The organism is Lysobacter sp. 2RAF19 (assembly GCF_052115395.1).
Lineage (GTDB): Bacteria > Pseudomonadota > Gammaproteobacteria > Xanthomonadales > Xanthomonadaceae > Noviluteimonas.
Map to the genome: position 1 here is coordinate 373,452 of NZ_JBFRGO010000002.1, position 15,840 is coordinate 389,291.

At 66.7% G+C, this 15,840-nt stretch carries 15 protein-coding genes; 10 read left to right on the forward strand and 5 right to left on the reverse strand.

Annotated elements, in window-relative coordinates:
* Positions 1 to 5: 5 nt before the first annotated feature.
* From AB4059_RS08540 to AB4059_RS08550, 3 genes are read right to left on the reverse strand one after another with little or no spacing between them, the layout of a single operon-like run.
* Positions 6 to 350 (reverse strand): YbjQ family protein, encoded by a 345-nt coding sequence (locus tag AB4059_RS08540; protein WP_498978496.1) that lies wholly within the window; start codon positions 348 to 350, stop codon positions 6 to 8.
* An 11-nt stretch (positions 351 to 361) separates the two neighbouring features.
* The gene (locus tag AB4059_RS08545; RefSeq protein ID WP_498978497.1) at positions 362 to 1,114 is read right to left on the reverse strand and encodes a 4Fe-4S dicluster domain-containing protein; all 753 of its coding nucleotides are present in this window, start codon (positions 1,112 to 1,114) and stop codon (positions 362 to 364) included.
* The gene (locus AB4059_RS08550) at positions 1,111 to 3,987 is read right to left on the reverse strand and encodes a molybdopterin oxidoreductase family protein (RefSeq protein ID WP_498978498.1); all 2,877 of its coding nucleotides are present in this window, start codon (positions 3,985 to 3,987) and stop codon (positions 1,111 to 1,113) included. Before AB4059_RS08550 ends, AB4059_RS08545 begins: the two co-directional genes overlap by 4 nt.
* A 100-nt stretch (positions 3,988 to 4,087) precedes the next feature.
* Between AB4059_RS08550 and AB4059_RS08555 the strand changes: the two genes are divergently transcribed.
* From AB4059_RS08555 to xerC, 9 genes are all read left to right on the forward strand, one after another.
* Complete coding sequence (locus AB4059_RS08555; protein ID WP_498959661.1) at positions 4,088 to 5,056, forward strand: helix-turn-helix transcriptional regulator; 969 nt, start codon at positions 4,088 to 4,090, stop codon at positions 5,054 to 5,056.
* Positions 5,056 to 5,961: a patatin-like phospholipase family protein gene (locus AB4059_RS08560; protein WP_498978499.1), complete on the forward strand. Its 906-nt coding sequence runs from the start codon at positions 5,056 to 5,058 to the stop codon at positions 5,959 to 5,961. Before AB4059_RS08555 ends, AB4059_RS08560 begins: the two co-directional genes overlap by 1 nt.
* 62 nt (positions 5,962 to 6,023) lie before the next feature.
* Positions 6,024 to 6,221 carry a hypothetical protein gene (locus AB4059_RS08565; RefSeq protein WP_498959665.1) on the forward strand — a complete coding sequence of 66 codons (198 nt, stop codon included), beginning with the start codon at positions 6,024 to 6,026 and terminating at the stop codon, positions 6,219 to 6,221.
* A gap of 47 nt (positions 6,222 to 6,268) precedes the next feature.
* Complete coding sequence (locus tag AB4059_RS08570; RefSeq protein ID WP_498978500.1) at positions 6,269 to 8,422, forward strand: prolyl oligopeptidase family serine peptidase; 2,154 nt, start codon at positions 6,269 to 6,271, stop codon at positions 8,420 to 8,422.
* A gap of 57 nt (positions 8,423 to 8,479) precedes the next feature.
* Complete coding sequence (locus tag AB4059_RS08575; protein WP_498979046.1) at positions 8,480 to 10,591, forward strand: S9 family peptidase; 2,112 nt, start codon at positions 8,480 to 8,482, stop codon at positions 10,589 to 10,591.
* Between the two features lie 13 nt (positions 10,592 to 10,604).
* Positions 10,605 to 10,850 carry an LPS translocon maturation chaperone LptM gene (gene lptM, locus AB4059_RS08580; RefSeq protein ID WP_498978501.1) on the forward strand — a complete coding sequence of 82 codons (246 nt, stop codon included), beginning with the start codon at positions 10,605 to 10,607 and terminating at the stop codon, positions 10,848 to 10,850.
* 10 nt (positions 10,851 to 10,860) lie between these two features.
* Positions 10,861 to 11,724 carry a diaminopimelate epimerase gene (gene dapF, locus AB4059_RS08585; RefSeq protein WP_498978502.1) on the forward strand — a complete coding sequence of 288 codons (864 nt, stop codon included), beginning with the start codon at positions 10,861 to 10,863 and terminating at the stop codon, positions 11,722 to 11,724.
* Complete coding sequence (locus AB4059_RS08590) at positions 11,721 to 12,395, forward strand: DUF484 family protein (protein ID WP_498978503.1); 675 nt, start codon at positions 11,721 to 11,723, stop codon at positions 12,393 to 12,395. Before dapF ends, AB4059_RS08590 begins: the two co-directional genes overlap by 4 nt.
* A 17-nt stretch (positions 12,396 to 12,412) precedes the next feature.
* Positions 12,413 to 13,291 (forward strand): tyrosine recombinase XerC, encoded by an 879-nt coding sequence (gene xerC / locus AB4059_RS08595; RefSeq protein WP_498978504.1) that lies wholly within the window; start codon positions 12,413 to 12,415, stop codon positions 13,289 to 13,291.
* On the opposite strand, the gene AB4059_RS08600 is transcribed toward xerC, so the two are convergent.
* Positions 13,288 to 14,481, reverse strand: a complete 1,194-nt coding sequence (locus AB4059_RS08600) for an OmpA family protein (RefSeq protein ID WP_498978505.1) — start codon at positions 14,479 to 14,481, stop codon at positions 13,288 to 13,290. The two genes, xerC and AB4059_RS08600, sit on opposite strands and share 4 nt — an antisense overlap.
* Positions 14,478 to 15,143 (reverse strand): M23 family metallopeptidase, encoded by a 666-nt coding sequence (locus AB4059_RS08605; protein WP_498978506.1) that lies wholly within the window; start codon positions 15,141 to 15,143, stop codon positions 14,478 to 14,480. The genes AB4059_RS08600 and AB4059_RS08605 overlap by 4 nt, the downstream gene beginning before the upstream one ends.
* Positions 15,144 to 15,282: 139 nt before the next feature.
* On the opposite strand from AB4059_RS08605, the gene hslV reads away from it, so the two are divergent.
* Complete coding sequence (gene hslV, locus AB4059_RS08610) at positions 15,283 to 15,822, forward strand: ATP-dependent protease subunit HslV (RefSeq protein ID WP_498978507.1); 540 nt, start codon at positions 15,283 to 15,285, stop codon at positions 15,820 to 15,822.
* The last annotated feature ends 18 nt before the right edge of the window (positions 15,823 to 15,840 follow it).

Consider the following 15,840-nt stretch of genomic DNA (forward strand, 5'->3'; position numbering starts at 1 on the left):
ACGCATCACTCCAGCACGACCGCGGTACCCGACGCCGACACCATCAGCATCGAACCGCCATCCTGGATCTGGATGGTCTCGTAATCCAGGTCGACGCCGACGACCGCGTTCGCGCCCAGTTCGCGCGCCTGTTCGATCATGTCGTTGACCGCTTCGGTCTTCGCCTTGCGCAGGACCTTCTCGTAGGAACCCGAACGCCCACCGAGGATGTCGCGGATGCCGGCGAAGAAATCGCGGAACATGTTGGCGCCGAGGATCGCGTCGCCGCCGACAAGGCCGTGGTACTCGACGATGCGGCGGCCTTCGACCGTGTTGGTGGTGGTGACGAGCACCGGCGTTTGATCGGCCATGGCAGGAGTCCTCAGCGACGGAAGATGCGGTCGAGCCAGCGTTTGGGCGTGACTTCGACGGTGGGTTCGGCGATGGCAACGGCTTCGCCGCCACCGGCGCGACGCGGACGCGGCGGGAGATAACGATTGACCGGGGCGTATCCCAGTTCCGGCAACAGCGGAAGTCCGCCGCGCTCGGCGACAAGTTTCGAAACCTTCGACTCCGGATCGCCCAGGTCGCCGAAATGGCGCGCCTTCGTGGGGCACACCTGCACGCAGGCGGGCTCGCGTTCGGATTCGGGGAGGTTCTCGTTGTAGATGCGGTCGACGCAGAGCGTGCATTTCTTCATCACGCCCTCCACTTCGCTGTATTCGCGCGCGCCGTACGGGCAGGCCCACGAACACAGTTTGCAGCCGATGCACTTGTCTTCGTCGACGAGCACGATGCCATCGGAGGCGCGTTTGTAACTCGCGCCCGTCGGGCAAACGGTGACGCATGCGGGCGTTTCGCAATGCAGGCAAGAGCGCGGGAAGTGCAGCGTCATCGCAGGCTGCGCAGGCGCTTGATCCGTCGCGGGCACCTGTTCGAGTTCGTAGCTGTGGATGCGGTTGAACCACACGCCCGAGGGGTCCTTGCCATACGGATCCTCGTCGGTCACCGGGCCGGCCATGCCGCCGCTGTTCCACTGCTTGCAACCGGTTGCGCATGCGTGGCAACCCACGCAGGTATCCAGGTCGATGACGAGGCCGAGCTTCTTCTTCGACGGCGGCGGCAGATCGGTCATGGCAGCGTGTCGTCCGTCGAGGTCTTGCTCGGGTGTTCGCGATTGCGCGATTGCGCGCCGTAACGCAGCGGATGTTCGGGCGCCTCGGCGAAATGCAGCGGCGCGAATTGCGGGGCGCTTTCGCCGGCGGTCTCGGCCTTCTGGATGCGCACGCGCAGGTCGAACCACGCCGCCTGGCCCGTCACCGGATCGGCATTCGCGTAATCGCCCTTCGGCGTGACATCGGAAATCAGGTGATTGAGCAGGAAGCCGCGCTTGCTCTCCGGCGCATCTTTCGACAATCGCCACGCGCCGCGGCGCTTGCCGATCGCGTTCCAGCTCCACACGGTGTCGGGCTGCACGTTGCCGGCGAAGCGGACTTCCACCGTGATCGTGCCGTTGTGCGAGGTCACGTCGGCCCAGTCGCCTTCTTCGAGCCCGTATTGCGCACCCGTCGTCGGATGCACGTACAGCGCATTGCGCGTCTGGATCTGCCGCAGCCACGCGTTCTGCGAACCCCACGCGTGATACATGTACATCGGGCGCTGCGTGATCGCGCTCAGCGGATAGGTGTCGCGCGATGTCTCGTCGTGCTCGAAAGGCTCGTACCAGATCGGCAACGGATCGAAATACGTGGCCACGCGCGTGCGATGTTCGTCGGGCGGTTGGTTCGCACCGAAGCCCTGCGCCGCCAGGCGGAACTTCTGCAGCGTCTCCGAATACAGCTGCATCACGATCGGTTGCTCGTTGGGCACGAATCCGAAGCCGTGCGCCCAGCGCAGGTAATCGCGATTGGCCATCTTGTAATAGCGCGCCGATTCGGGAATGGGCGCGTGCCAGAATCCGCCGTGCTCGATGTACTTCTGCAGCTGGTTCGGATTCGGCGGGCCCTTGCCTTCGAGCGATCCATCCGCGCCGCGCCAACCGGCGAGCAGGCCCACGCCCGGCATGCGCTCGTGGCGCACGATGTAATCGGCGTAGTCGCGGTACTTCGGCGTGCCATCGGCTTCGACCATGCCGGGCAGGCCCAGGCGTGCGCCGATGTCGAGCAGCACGCTCTGGAAGCCGCGCACGTCGCGCGGGCGGCCGTCGTCGGTCGGTTGCGTGGCGGCGTCGAAGATCGGATGGCGGATCGCATCGCTCGCGCCATCGGCGTCGGAGATCGGGCGATCGAGCAACGAGATCGCGTCGTGACGCTCGAGGTAGGTCGTATCCGGCAACACCAGGTCGGCGTAGGCCACCATCTCCGAGGCGTACGCATCGCTGTAGATGATGTGCGGGATGCGGTACTCACCGTCGGCGAACTTGTCGGTGAGCCAGTGCATCGTCTGCGCGGTATTCATCGCCGAGTTCCAGCTCATATTCGCCATGAACATCAGCAGCGTGTCGATGCGGTAGGGATCGCCTGCCCACGCGTTGCGGATCATCGTGTGCATCATGCCGTGCGCGGCGAGCGGATAGGCCCACGAATACGCGTGGTCGATGCGGCGCGGCTGGCCATCTGCGTCGACGACCAGGTCTTCGGGCGAATGCACGAAGCCCAGCGGCGCGGCGTCGAGGCCGCCGTCGTCGCGGCGCTTCTTGCCGGGGCGGTTCGCCGGCGGAATCGGCTTGGGGAAGGGCGGCTGGAACCGGAACGATCCCGGCGCATCCACCGCACCGAGCAGCAACTGCAACACGTGCAGCGCGCGACACGTATGGAAGCCGTTGCTGTGCGCGCTGATGCCGCGCATCGCGTGCATCGACACCGGCCGGCCTTGCATGTCGGCGTGTTCGCGGCCCCAGCTGTCGGTCCACGCGATGGGAAGCGTGAGCTTCGAATCGAAGGCCGCGCTCGCCAGTTCGCGCGCGATGCGGCGAATCGTGTCGGCCGGCACGCCGCAGCGTTCGCTGACGGCGTCGGGCGAATACTGCGGGTCGAGGTAACGCTCGGCGAGCAACTGGAAGACCGGGACGGCGGTGCGCCCGTCGGGCAGGGTGTATTCGCCGACGACGGCGGGGCTGATGTCGATCGCATTCGCCGACTGCGCACCGTCGTGGGTCCAGCAGAGCGCTTCGCCATTCGCATCGCGGGCGAACAGGCCGTCGTCGGCGCCGCCGGGATTGCGGATCACCAGCCAATGCGCGTTGGCGTAGCGCACCATGTAATCCAGGTCGATGCGGTCGCTGCGCAGCAATTCATGGATCAGCGCGAAGGCGAACAAGCCATCGGTGCCCGGACGGATGCCGATCCATTCATCGGCGATCGCGCCGTAACCGGTGCGCACCGGGTTCACCGCGACGATCTTCGCGCCGCGCGCCTTCAGCTTGCCCAGGCCGAGCTTGATCGGATTGGAGTCGTGGTCTTCGGCCACGCCCCACAGCATCAGGTACTGCGTGTGGTCCCAGTCGGGTTCGCCGAATTCCCAGAACGAGCCGCCCAGCGTGTAGAGCCCGCCCGCGGCCATGTTCACCGAACAGAACCCGCCGTGCGCGGCGTAGTTGATCGTGCCGAACTGCTGCGCCCACCAGCCGGTGAGCGCCTGCGATTGGTCGCGGCCCGTGAAGAAGGCCAGTTCGTCGGGATTGCGTTCGCGGATCGGCGCGAGCCAGGACGTGGCGATTGCAAGCGCCTCGTCCCACGTGATTTCCTTGAACTCGCCCTTGCCGCGCTCGCCCGTGCGGAGCAGCGGGCGCGTCAGGCGCGCCGGCGAGTAGTGCTGCATCAGCCCGGCCGAGCCCTTGGCGCACAGCACGCCGCGGTTCACCGGATGGTCGGGGTTGCCTTGGATGTAGCGGATCCGCCCCTCGAGGGTCCACACCCGGATGCCGCAACGGCACGCACACATGTAGCAGGTGGTGGAGTGGACAGCGTCGCCCGGGGAGGGAGACGGGTTGAGCTTGGGCTCGCGCATCGGTGGATTGTAGAAGAAGCGGGAATGGGGAATGGGGAATAGGGAGCGCAGGACCTCCATTCCCTATTCCCTATTCCCCATTCCCTGCTCTAATTCCCCCATGGACCGCTACGAACGCATCAACGCCCTCCACCGCCTGCTCAAGGCGGCGCGCTACCCGGTGACCGTCGCGCGGTTGCAGGACGAACTGGGCTGCTCGCGCGCCACCGTCTACCGCGACCTCGCCTTCCTTCGCGACGGGCTGATGGCGCCGGTGGTCGGCGACGGCGAGGCCGGCTTCAAGTACGACGCCAACGAGGACGATCGCTTCGAGCTGCCCGGCCTGTGGCTGAACTCCGAAGAGCTGCATGCGCTGCTCGCCGCGCAGCAGTTGCTCTCGCGCAGCGGCGGCGGCCTGCTCTCCACCGCGCTCGCACCTCTGCAATCGCGCGTGGAAAAGCTGCTCGAGGAGCAGGCCGGCGGCAAACGCTGGCCGGTCGAGCGCGTGCGCGTGATCGCCAGCCGCCCGCGCCGCCTGGATGAACACAGCTTCCGCATCGTCGCCTCGGCCGTGCTCGGGCGGCGCAAGCTGACGTTCGACTACCGCGCGCGTTCGACGGACGAAAAGACGCGGCGCACCGTGTCGCCGCAGCGCGTCACGCACTATCGCGACAACTGGTACCTGGATGCGTGGGACGAAGACCGCGAAGGGCTGCGGAGCTTCGCCGTCGACCGCATCGCCTCGGCGAAGATGGGCGAGGGGGAGGCGCGCGACATCGAGGACGCGCAGCTCGACGAACACCTGGCCTCCAGCTACGGCATCTTCTCCGGGCCGCCGAAGAACTGGGCGACGATCGTGTTCAGTCCGAAGGCTGCGCGCTGGGTCGCCGACGAACGCTGGCATTCGCAGCAGCAGGGCCGCTTCCTGCCCGATGGCCGTTACGAATTGAAGCTGCCCTACAGCAACTCGCGCGAGCTGTTGATGGACGTGCTGCATTACGGCAGCGACGCGGAAATCGTCGAGCCGCCGGTGCTGCGGGAGCAGGCGCGCTCCTTGCTTTCGCTCGCCATTTCCAACTACGAGCGCTGATGTCGCCCGCCGATCCTCCGAAGATCCGCAGCGGGGAAAAGGTCGCGCTGGTCCTTGGCGCGGGCGGTGCGCGCGGGCTGGCGCAAATTGGCGTGATCGAAGCGCTGCAGGCGCGCGGCATGGTGATCTCCGCGATCGCCGGTTCGTCGAGCGGCGCGCTGGTCGGCGGCCTGCATGCGTCGGGCAAGTTGCCCGAATATCGCGATTGGCTGCTGTCGCTGGATCGCCGCGGGATGTTGCGGCTGCTCGATCCGGGTTTCGGTCGCTCGGCCTTGTTCGAAGGCACGCGCCTGATCGCCGCGCTGCGCGAGATCGCGGGCTCGCCGAAGATCGAAGACCTGCCGGTCGACTTCACCGCGGTCGCCGTCGACCTGTTGCGGCAGCGCGAAGTCTGGTTGCGCGAAGGCGACATGTGGGATGCGATCCGCGCCTCGTTCGCGATCCCCGGCTTGTTCACGCCGCACGTGATCCACGGTCGCGCGCTGGTCGATGGTGGCCTGCTTGCGCCGCTGCCGATCGCCGCGACGCGTCTGTCCGACGCGCATCGCCTGATCGCCGTCGACATGCACGGCTGGCCGCAACACCCGCCCGGCGAGCCGGCCGAAGCCGACGCGCCATCGGGCCCGACCAACCGCAGCTGGCTCACCGCGTGGAAGCACACGCGCGCCACCGATGCGTCGGCCGATGCCGCGCGCGTGCGCCTGGGCTTCACCGACCTCATGGCGCGCTCGCTGGATACGATGCAGGCGCAGATCGCGCGCGTGCAACTCGCGCTGGACCCGCCCGAACTCGTCATCCGCATCCCGCGCGATGCGTGCCAGTTCTATGAATTCTGGCGGGCGAAGGAATTGATCGATATCGGCCGGAAGGAAGCCGACAAGGCGCTCGACGCCGCCGGCTATTGATCGCAACCCGTGAGATGGCGTGCCTAGAAGCTCCGCTCCAACCACCAAGGAGCGCGCCCGCCATGCATCCCGCCCAGACCACCCGCCTCGCCAGCCTGTTGCGCATCGTCCTGACCTTCGGCGTCCTTGCCGTGCTCCTGCTTCCCGCCGCGCGTACCAACACCCCCGTCGGCTTCCTTCCGATGTGGCTGATCGCGATGCCCGCGAGCGCGCTCTGGGCCCTGCGCCGGGTCCACGCCAGGTGGGTGCGCGCGCGCTGAGCGGGCCGTGATAGCGTGACGGCCCTCCCATCGCTGCCGGAGCCGTCATGCCCCAAGGGTCGTCTTTCCGCCTCGTCGCAGGAATCGCCTTCGGGCTCGCCGCACTCAGCGGCGTAGGTGCCGCCGCCAACGCGCAAACCGCCGATGGGCCCCCCGCGAAGCAGGAGCCCGCCGTGGCGAACGACGATCCCTATCAATGGCTCGAGGATGTGAACGGCGACAAGGCGATCGCCTGGGTTCGCGAGCAGAACGCGAAGAGCGAAGCCGAACTCGCCGCGACCCCGCAGTTCCGCAAACTCGAATCCGACATCCGCGCGATCCTGGATTCGACCGCGAAGATCCCCGGCGTCGAGAAGATCGGCCCCTACTACTACAACTTCTGGAAGGACAAGGACCACGAGCGTGGTCTTTGGCGTCGCACGACGCTCGCCGAGTACCGCAAGCCCGACCCGAAGTGGGAAACCATCCTCGATCTCGACGCACTCAACCGCGCCGAGAAGGAAAACTGGGTCTGGCACGGCGCCGATTGCCTCAAGCCCGATTACACGCGCTGTTTGATCGCGCTCTCGCGCGGCGGTTCGGACGCCGACGTCACGCGTGAGTTCGACCTCACCGCGAAGGCGTGGGTGAAAGACGGTTTCTTCCGCCCCGAAGCCAAGGGCGGCATGGGCTGGATCGATCGCGACACCACGTATGTCTATACCGATTTCGGCGCAGGTTCGATGACGCCTTCGGGCTACCCGCGCATCGTGAAGCAGTGGTCGCGCGGCACGCCGCTTTCGAGGGCCACGAAAGTCTACGAAGGCCAGCCCGAGGACATGTACATCGCCGCGGGGCGCGACCTGACGCCAGGTTTCCAGCGCGATTTCGTTCAGCGCACCATCGCGTTCTACAACGATGAACTCTATCTGCGCGGCAGCGATGGCACGCTGACGAAGGTCGATGCGCCCAACTCGGCGATCAAGTCCGTCCACAAGGAATGGTTGTTGCTGGAGTTGCGCGATCCCTACGAAGCAGGTGGCAAGACCTGGCCGTCCGGCGCGCTCATCGCGACGAAGTTCGACGACTTCATGGCGGGCAAGCGCGCGTTCACCGAACTCTTCGCGCCCACCGACAACACCTCGCTCGCCGGATCGTCCTGGACGAAGGACCACCTGGTCCTCAATGTCATGGAAGACGTCAAGAACAAGCTGACGGTGCTGACGCCGGGCGAGGGCGCATGGGCGCGCAAGCCGCTCGCGGGCGCGCCGACGATCGGCACCGTGAGCGTGGGCGCGGTGGATGCCGACGAAAGCGATGCGGTCTGGGTCACCGCCACCGACTACCTCACGCCGACCACGCTGGCGATCGCCGACGTCTCGAGCGACGCAGCACCCGAAGTCCTCAAGTCCAACCCGCAGTTCTTCGACGCCGCCACGCACGTCATCGAACAACATTTCGCCACCTCGAAGGACGGCACGCGCATCCCGTACTTCCTCGTGAAGCCAAAGGGTGCGAAGAACGATGGTTCGACGCCGACGTTGCTTTACGGCTACGGTGGATTCGAAGTGTCGATGACGCCCGGATATTCCGGCGGCGTCGGCAAGGGCTGGCTGGAGAAGGGCGGCGCGTATGCGGTCGCCAACATCCGCGGCGGCGGCGAATACGGCCCGCGCTGGCACCAGGCCGCGCTGAAGGCCAATCGCCACAAGGCCTACGAAGACTTCGCGGCGGTCGCCAACGACCTGGTCGCGTCCAAACTCACCACGCACCAGCGCCTGGGCATCATGGGCGGCAGCAACGGCGGCCTGCTGATGGGCAACATGCTCACGCAGTATCCGGAGTTGTTCGGTGCGGTCGTCGTGCAGGTGCCGCTGCTCGACATGAAGCGCTACAGCCACCTGCTCGCCGGTGCTTCGTGGATGGCCGAATACGGCGATCCGGACACCGCCGACTGGGACTTCATCAAGACCTTCTCGCCGTATCACCTGTTCGATGCGACGAAAACCTACCCGCCGGTGTTGTTCGCCACGTCCACCAAGGACGACCGCGTGCACCCGGGGCACGCCCGCAAGATGATGGCCAAGATGCTCGCGGCGAACAAGGACGTGCGTTACTACGAAAACATCGAGGGCGGGCATGGCGGCGCGGCGAACAACGCGCAGTCGGCCCACATGAACGCGCTCGCCTACACCTTCCTGTGGAACGAACTGTCGAAGTAACCCGCCGCTAACGGACCCGACATGAAACTCACTCCCTGCCTTCTCGCCCTGACGCTGATGACTTCGACCACCTCTTTCGCCGCAGACCTCCCGCAACCTCCCGACGTCGCCAAGAAGCCGCACGTCGTCAAGGCGCCCTTCGGCGCGACGCGCAACGACGAGTACTACTGGCTGCGCGACGACACGCGCAAGAACCCGGAGATGCTCGCCTACCTCAACGCCGAGAATGCGTACACCGACGCCGTCATGGCGCCGCTGAAGCCGCTGCAGGAAAAGCTGTACGAGGAAATCGTCGGCCGCATCAAGCAGGACGACAGCTCGGTGCCGTACCACGAGCGCGGCTACTGGTATTACTCGCGCTTCGAAACCGGCAAGGACTACGCGGTGTACGCGCGCCGCAAGGGCGCGATGGATGCGGCCGAGGAAGTGTTGCTCGACGTCAACGCCATGGCCGCCGGCAAGGATTACTTCAGCGTCGGCGATTGGGAAGTCAGCCAGGACAACAATCTGCTCGCCTGGGCCGAGGACGCCGTTGGCCGCCGCCAGTACACGATCAAGATCAAGAACCTCGCCACGGGTGAGGTGTATTCGGACGAGGTGACGGGCGTCGCGCCGAACCTGGTGTGGGCCGACGACAACAAGACGCTCTTCTACGTCTGGAACGATCCGAAGACGCTGCTCACCACGCGCGTGCAGAAGCACGTGCTCGGCACGCCGGCGAAGGCCGACGAAGTCGTCTATACGGAAAAGGACGACAGCTTCTACATGGGCGTGGGCCGCACGCGCGACGACAAGTTCATCTGCATCCAGATGGACAGCACCGTGTCGAGCGAATTCCGCTGCGCGCCGGCCGCCGACCCGAAGGCCTTCGCCGTGCTCGCCCCGCGCGAGCGCGACGTCGAATACGAAGCCGACCACCACGGCGGCCGCTGGGTCATCCGCACCAACGCCGACGGCGCGAAGAACTACAAGGTCGTGACCGCGCCCGATGGTTCGGGCTCGCGCAAGGAATGGAAGGATTGGATCCCGCACAACGATGCGGTCTTCATCGACGGCTTCGAACTGTTCGACGGCTTCGCCGCGATCGCCGAACGCAGCGAAGGCCTGGAACGCCTGCGCCTGCTGCGCGCCGACGGCAAGTCCGAATACGTCAAGGCCGATGAACCGGCCTACGGCATGGGCCTGTCGGTCAACGCCGAACCGGATACCGATTGGCTGCGTTACACCTATACGTCGATGACCACGCCGGCCACCGTGTACGAACTCAACACGAAGACCGGCGTGCGCAAGCTGATGAAGCGCGACCCGGTGATCGGCTACGACCCGGACAAGTACACCACCGAGCGCCTGTGGGCGACCGCGCGCGACGGCACGAAGGTGCCGGTCTCGGTCGTCTACAAGAAGGGCTTCAAGAAGGACGGCACGGCCGCGCTGCTGCAATACGCCTACGGCAGCTACGGCTCCTCCACCGACCCCGGCTTCAACCTGCCGGTGGTGAGCCTGCTCGATCGCGGCATGGTGTACGTGCTCGCCCACATCCGCGGTGGCCAGGAAATGGGCCGCCAGTGGTACGACGACGGCCACCTGTTCAAGAAGAAGAACACGTTCACCGACTTCATCGACGTCACCGATTTCCTGGTCAAGGAAGGCTATGCGTCGAAGGATCGCGTCGCGGCCTACGGCGGCAGCGCCGGTGGTCTGCTGATGGGCGCCATCGCCAACATGGCGCCGGAGAAATACCGCGTGATCCTCTCGCAGGTGCCCTTCGTCGACGTCGTGACCACGATGCTCGACCCGTCGATCCCGCTGACCACCAACGAATACGACGAGTGGGGCAATCCCGAGAAGAAGGACTACTACGACTACATGCTGTCGTACTCGCCCTACGACAACCTCAAGGCGCAGGCCTACCCGGCGATGTTCGTCGGCACGGGTCTGTGGGATTCGCAGGTCCAGTACTTCGAACCGGCCAAGTACGTCGCGCGCCTGCGCGACCTGGATACCTCCGGCCCGGATCGCCCGGTGCTGTTCCGCGTGAACATGGATGCGGGCCACGGCGGCAAGTCGGGGCGTTTCCGCCGCTATCGCGAGTTGTCGGAGATGTATGCGTTCCTGCTGACGCAACTGCGGGCCGACGCGGGCGGCGTGCAAACCGCCGCCGCGAAGTGACACACTGGCGCCCATGAACCGAGTCCACCTCGTCGCCGTCGCCCTGTTCGCCGCCCTGCCGCTCGCCGGCTGCGGCAACAAGGGGCAGCTGATCCTCAATCCCGAACCGCAGGAGATGCCGCCGGAAGTGGCGGCATCGATGGCGCCGCCGTCGTCGTCGACGGTCGCGCCGCCGCCTGCCACGTCCATCGCCCCTCCGCCCGCAACGACGACCGCACCGCCGGCCGACACCGATGGGACGCCCGGCAAGCCGCGCTGAAACCGATCCGATGACCCAGCCGCACGCGGCCGGCGGCCGCTCCCTGCGCTTCACCAAAATGCACGGCGCCGGCAACGACTTCGTCATGGTCGACCTCCGGCATGGACAGGCCGTGCCCGATGCGTCGTTGTGTCGCGCGCTCGGCGATCGCCACGCCGGCGTGGGCTGCGACCAGATCATCACGATCGAAGCACCGCGCAACGCCTCGTCCGCCGCCAGCTATCGCATCTGGAATGCCGACGGCTCGCAGGCCCAACAATGCGGCAATGGCGCACGTTGCGTCGCCGCGTTCGTCGTGCGCGACGGCACGGCCCAAGGCGCGCGCTTCGAACTCGACAGCCCTGCGGGGACGCATGCGGTCGATGTGTTGCCCGGCAATCGTTATCGCATCGCGATGGGCGTGCCTGATTTTGCGCCGGCGCATGTTCCGCTCGCCGGACAGGGCGAGCAGGTGCGCGATGCGTACGAGATCCAGGTCGATGGCGCGACCTTGCGCTTCGGCGCCGCATCGATGGGCAACCCGCACGCGCTGGTCGAGGTCGACGACATCGCCACCGCGCGCGTCGGCGTGCAGGGCCCGGCGCTGCAGCGCAGCGCGGCGTTTCCCGAATCGGTGAACGTCGGTTTCGCGGAAGTGCAATCGCGCGACCGCATCCGCCTGCGCGTGTACGAACGCGGGGTCGGCGAAACGCTCGCCTGCGGCAGCGGTGCGTGCGCGGCCGCGGCGATCCTGATGCGGCGCGGCCGCATCGATCGCGATGTCGTCGTCGCCCTGCCGGGCGGCGAGCTCCGCGTCGCCTGGCCCGACGACAACAGCCCGATCACCATGGCCGGTCCGGCCGCATTCGTATTCGAAGGGGAGTGGTTGCCATGAGCGAGACGACCGAAAAACTCGGTGCCCACGAAGTCGCCGCCTGGTTGCGCCGGCATCCCACGTTCCTCAAACAGTTCCCGGACCTGGCGATCAGCCTGGTCGTGCCGCGTGAAGACGGCCCCGCCGCATCGCTGGCGAGTTACCAACTCGAAGTGTTGCGCGACAAGAACCGCGAGCTCGCGCGCCGCCTGCAGGAGTTGTTCGCCAACGCGCAGGAAAACGAACGCCTCGCGGTGCGCACGCACCAACTCGCCCTGGGCCTGATGCGCCAGGACACGCCGGCGGCAACGCTGCGCGCCATGGCCGCGACGCTCGAAGAAGATTTCCAGGGCGACCTGGTGCGCATCCTCACGTTCGCGCCGATCGCCGGTCTCGACGACGCCGATTGGTGGCAGTCGATTCCCGCCGGCGATCCACGCCTGGCGCCGTTCCGCGACGCGATCACCGATGGCGAGCCGATCTGCGGTCGCCTGCATCCGGACAAGCACGCGCTGCTCTACGGAGCGCGCGCCGAGGAAGTGCAGTCCACCGCGCTGCTTTCGATTCCGGGCATCGGTTTGATCGGCGTCGGCAGCCGCGATCCCAACCGCTTCTTCCCCGGCATGGGCACCTTGTTCCTGCGCATGATGGGCGAGACGCTCTCGGTCGCCTTGCAGCGCTTCCCGGGCTGACGTCGGCGCGCACGGCCATGGCCGCGATCGCCGAGTACCTCGCGCACCTGGAAGTGGAGCGGCGCATGTCGCCCCACACGCTCGACGGCTATCGTCGCGACCTGGAGGGATTGCAGGCGTTCGCGACCGTGCAGGGACTGGACGTCGAATCGATCCATACCGAGCAGCTGCGCGCATTCATCGCGTCGGAACATCGGCGTGGCCTTTCGCCGAAGAGCCTGCAACGCCGGCTCTCGGCGTGCCGCAGTTTCTATCGCTGGTTGCTGCGTCACGGGCGCATTCCGGCCAATCCCGCGCAACCGATCCGTGCGCCGAAAGCGCCGCGCAAGTTGCCGCAGATCCTCGATGCCGATGAGGCGAAGGTCCTCGTCGAAGTCCCGACCGACGTGCCACTCGGCCTGCGCGACCGCGCGTTGCTCGAACTGTTTTATTCCTCCGGCCTGCGTTTGTCGGAGCTATGCGCACTGCGCTGGCGCGACCTCGACCTGGGCGCCGGCATGGTCACCGTGCTCGGCAAGGGCAAGAAGCAGCGCACGGTGCCGGTCGGTTCCTTCGCGCGCGCAGCCCTGGGCGAATGGAAGGCCGAGCAGAAACCCTCCGCCGACGATGCGTTCCTCTTTCCCGGCCGCAACGGCCCGCTGACCTCGCGCGCCGTGCAACTGCGCCTGCGCACGCTCGCGCAACGGCAGGGCCTGTTCAAGAACGTGCACCCGCATCTGCTGCGCCACAGCTTCGCCAGCCACGTGCTGGAATCCTCCGGCGATCTGCGCGGCGTGCAGGAATTGCTCGGCCACGCCGACATCTCCACCACGCAGATCTACACGCACCTGGATTTCGGCCACCTGTCGAAGGTGTACGACGCCGCACACCCCAGGGCCAGGCGCAAGAAGGTTTAGCCCGCCGTCGTGCCGCAGGGCACGATGCGGAATTCCACGCGCCGATCCAGCACGTCGATTGCATCGTCGGTGCCCGAGCCGATGAGGTTCTCCTCGAAGCCCAGGCCGATCGCCTTCGTGCGCGTCTTCAACACCGGCGCCTCCGCGATCAGACCCGCCTGGATGCGCGCGGCGCGACGCAACGACAGCGCCTGGTTCACGGACTGCTTCCCGGTGCGGCTGGCGTGCCCCGCAACATCCAGGCAGACATCGGCGGCGACGGCCTCGCGCGCGATCTGGCGCAACCACATCGGATATGGACTGTGGATGCGCGGATCGACATGGAACGCCGTGCCGCCGGGTTCGAAGAGGAACTTCACGCTCAGCTGCCGATACGCGATGCCCATGGCGACCACGCGCGCGAAGGCGGCTTCGGATTCTTCGGTCTGCCCGAGTTTCGCCGCCGCCATGTAGATGCCGTTGAGGACGCGCAGTTGTTCGCCGAAGGGAGCGGCCAGCGCGCTGCGATATTCGCCGAGCGCCTCGCGGTAGCGCGCCTGGTTGTACAGATCGGTCGCTTCGTTTGTCACCGTCGCAGACGCGATGCGTTCCAGGTAAACACGATCGCCCTGTTGGCCGCGCGGCGTGCGCGCGGTACGCACGTAGCCTTCGACGACCTGGTCCTTCACCAGCACCGGGCTGTCGCGGTAGTAGGGCAGCGGCGCGTGGTCCAGCCGGTCGTCGATCGCGAGCGCGCCGGCCTGCGCGGCGACCATGCCCGTTGCGATCTCCACGAGCGCCAGATCGACGCGCAAGATGCGCGCACCCGCGGCGCCATCGCGCGAGAGGGTGCTGACCAGCAGATATTCGGCATTCGCCAGGTTTGCGGAACGGAATGGAAGCAGGTCGAACTGCTTGTACTGCGTTTGCAGATGCGTCGTGGCGAGCGTGTCGAGCCGCTGCGTGGTCATGGTTTGCTGCGCGGTCTCGGCATCGAGCGTCGGGTCGTGCACGATGCCCCGCTTCGACAGTTGTGCGATGAAGGACGGCATGGCATGGGTCTGCGCGACCAACGCGTCGGTGGCATCGCGCACGGCCTCGTCGAACGGAACCGGGCCCTGCACGACGACCGGTTTCGTCGCGCATGCGCCGAGCAATGCGAGCATCGCGAACACGCCTGAAAGGCGCAGGAAGAACGACTGGGGTTTCATTGGGCACATCCTCGGCGAAGGAGATCGAGTTCGTCGGCGCTCAACGACTCGAGGGAGAATTTCTGCAGCAGTGCCACGCATCGCGTGGTGTCGGGTGTCTCCACGACCGCGTGCATGGCCGGGGGCACCGCATCGCGCAGGGAGGGCAGCGCCCATTTCATGGGATCGACCGGCTTGCCGTGTTCGCGCACTTCGAAATGCAGGTGCGGCCCGGTCGCAACGCCCGTATTCCCGACCGCGCCGATGGTGCGTCCCACCGCGACGGTGTCGCCCGAGCGCACATCGATGCGGCTCAGATGCGCGTAAACGGTGTGCTCGCCAGGTTTGTGTTCGATGTAGACGACCTTGCCGTATCCCTTCTGCCATCCGGCGAAGGTGACGCGCCCATCGGCCACGGATCGCACCGGCGTGCCGTGCGGCGCGGCGAAATCCACGCCATGGTGGAAGTGCACGCGCTTCTTCACCGGATGGCGCCGCGCCGCGAACCCCGATGTCGTGCGCACCGGGTCGAACGAAGCGAGCAAGGTGCGCACCAGGCCCTGCGGCGACGGTGCATGATCCGCGTCTGCGGCATGCGCACCCGCCGCTGCAAACGCGAGCGGCAGGGCGAAGGCGCAGGCGAGATCGCGCAGGAATCGGCGGGAGAAGGGCACGGCGGGCATCGGAACAGTCTGTCGAGGCCCCCGCGCACTGCAGACCCCGAACGTTCCCCCCGCCAGGGCCGACGCCTCCATCGATTCGGCTTGATCCCCCGTCGGACGTCCCCACCTCAAGCTAAACCGTTCCGGAGCCACTCCCCCGATGGATCCCAATCGTTTCCACGCCACCACCATCCTGTCCGTCCGCAGGGACGGCAAAGTCGCCGTCGGTGGCGATGGCCAGGTCACGCTCGGCAACACCGTGATGAAGGCCAATGCGCGCAAGGTGCGCCGCCTCGGGCGCGGCGGGCAGGTGCTCGCCGGGTTCGCCGGCGCGGCGGCCGACGCGTTCACGTTGTTCGAACTGTTCGAATCGAAACTCGAAAAACACGGCCAACTCACCCGCGCCGCGGTGGAATTGGCGAAGGATTGGCGCACCGAACGCCGCCTCGGGAAACTCGAGGCGTTGCTGGCGGTCGCAGACAAGGAGACCTCGCTCATCGTGTCCGGCACGGGCGACGTGATCGAACCCGAGGACGGGATCATCGCGATCGGTTCCGGCGGCCCGTATGCGCTGTCGGCGGCGCGCGCGCTTTACGCGCACACATCGCTCGACGCGAAGGCCATCGTCACCGAAGCGCTGAACATCGCCGGCGACGTTTGCATCTACACGAACCGCAACATCGTGGTGGAAGAGCTCTGATGACCAACTTCGCCGTCC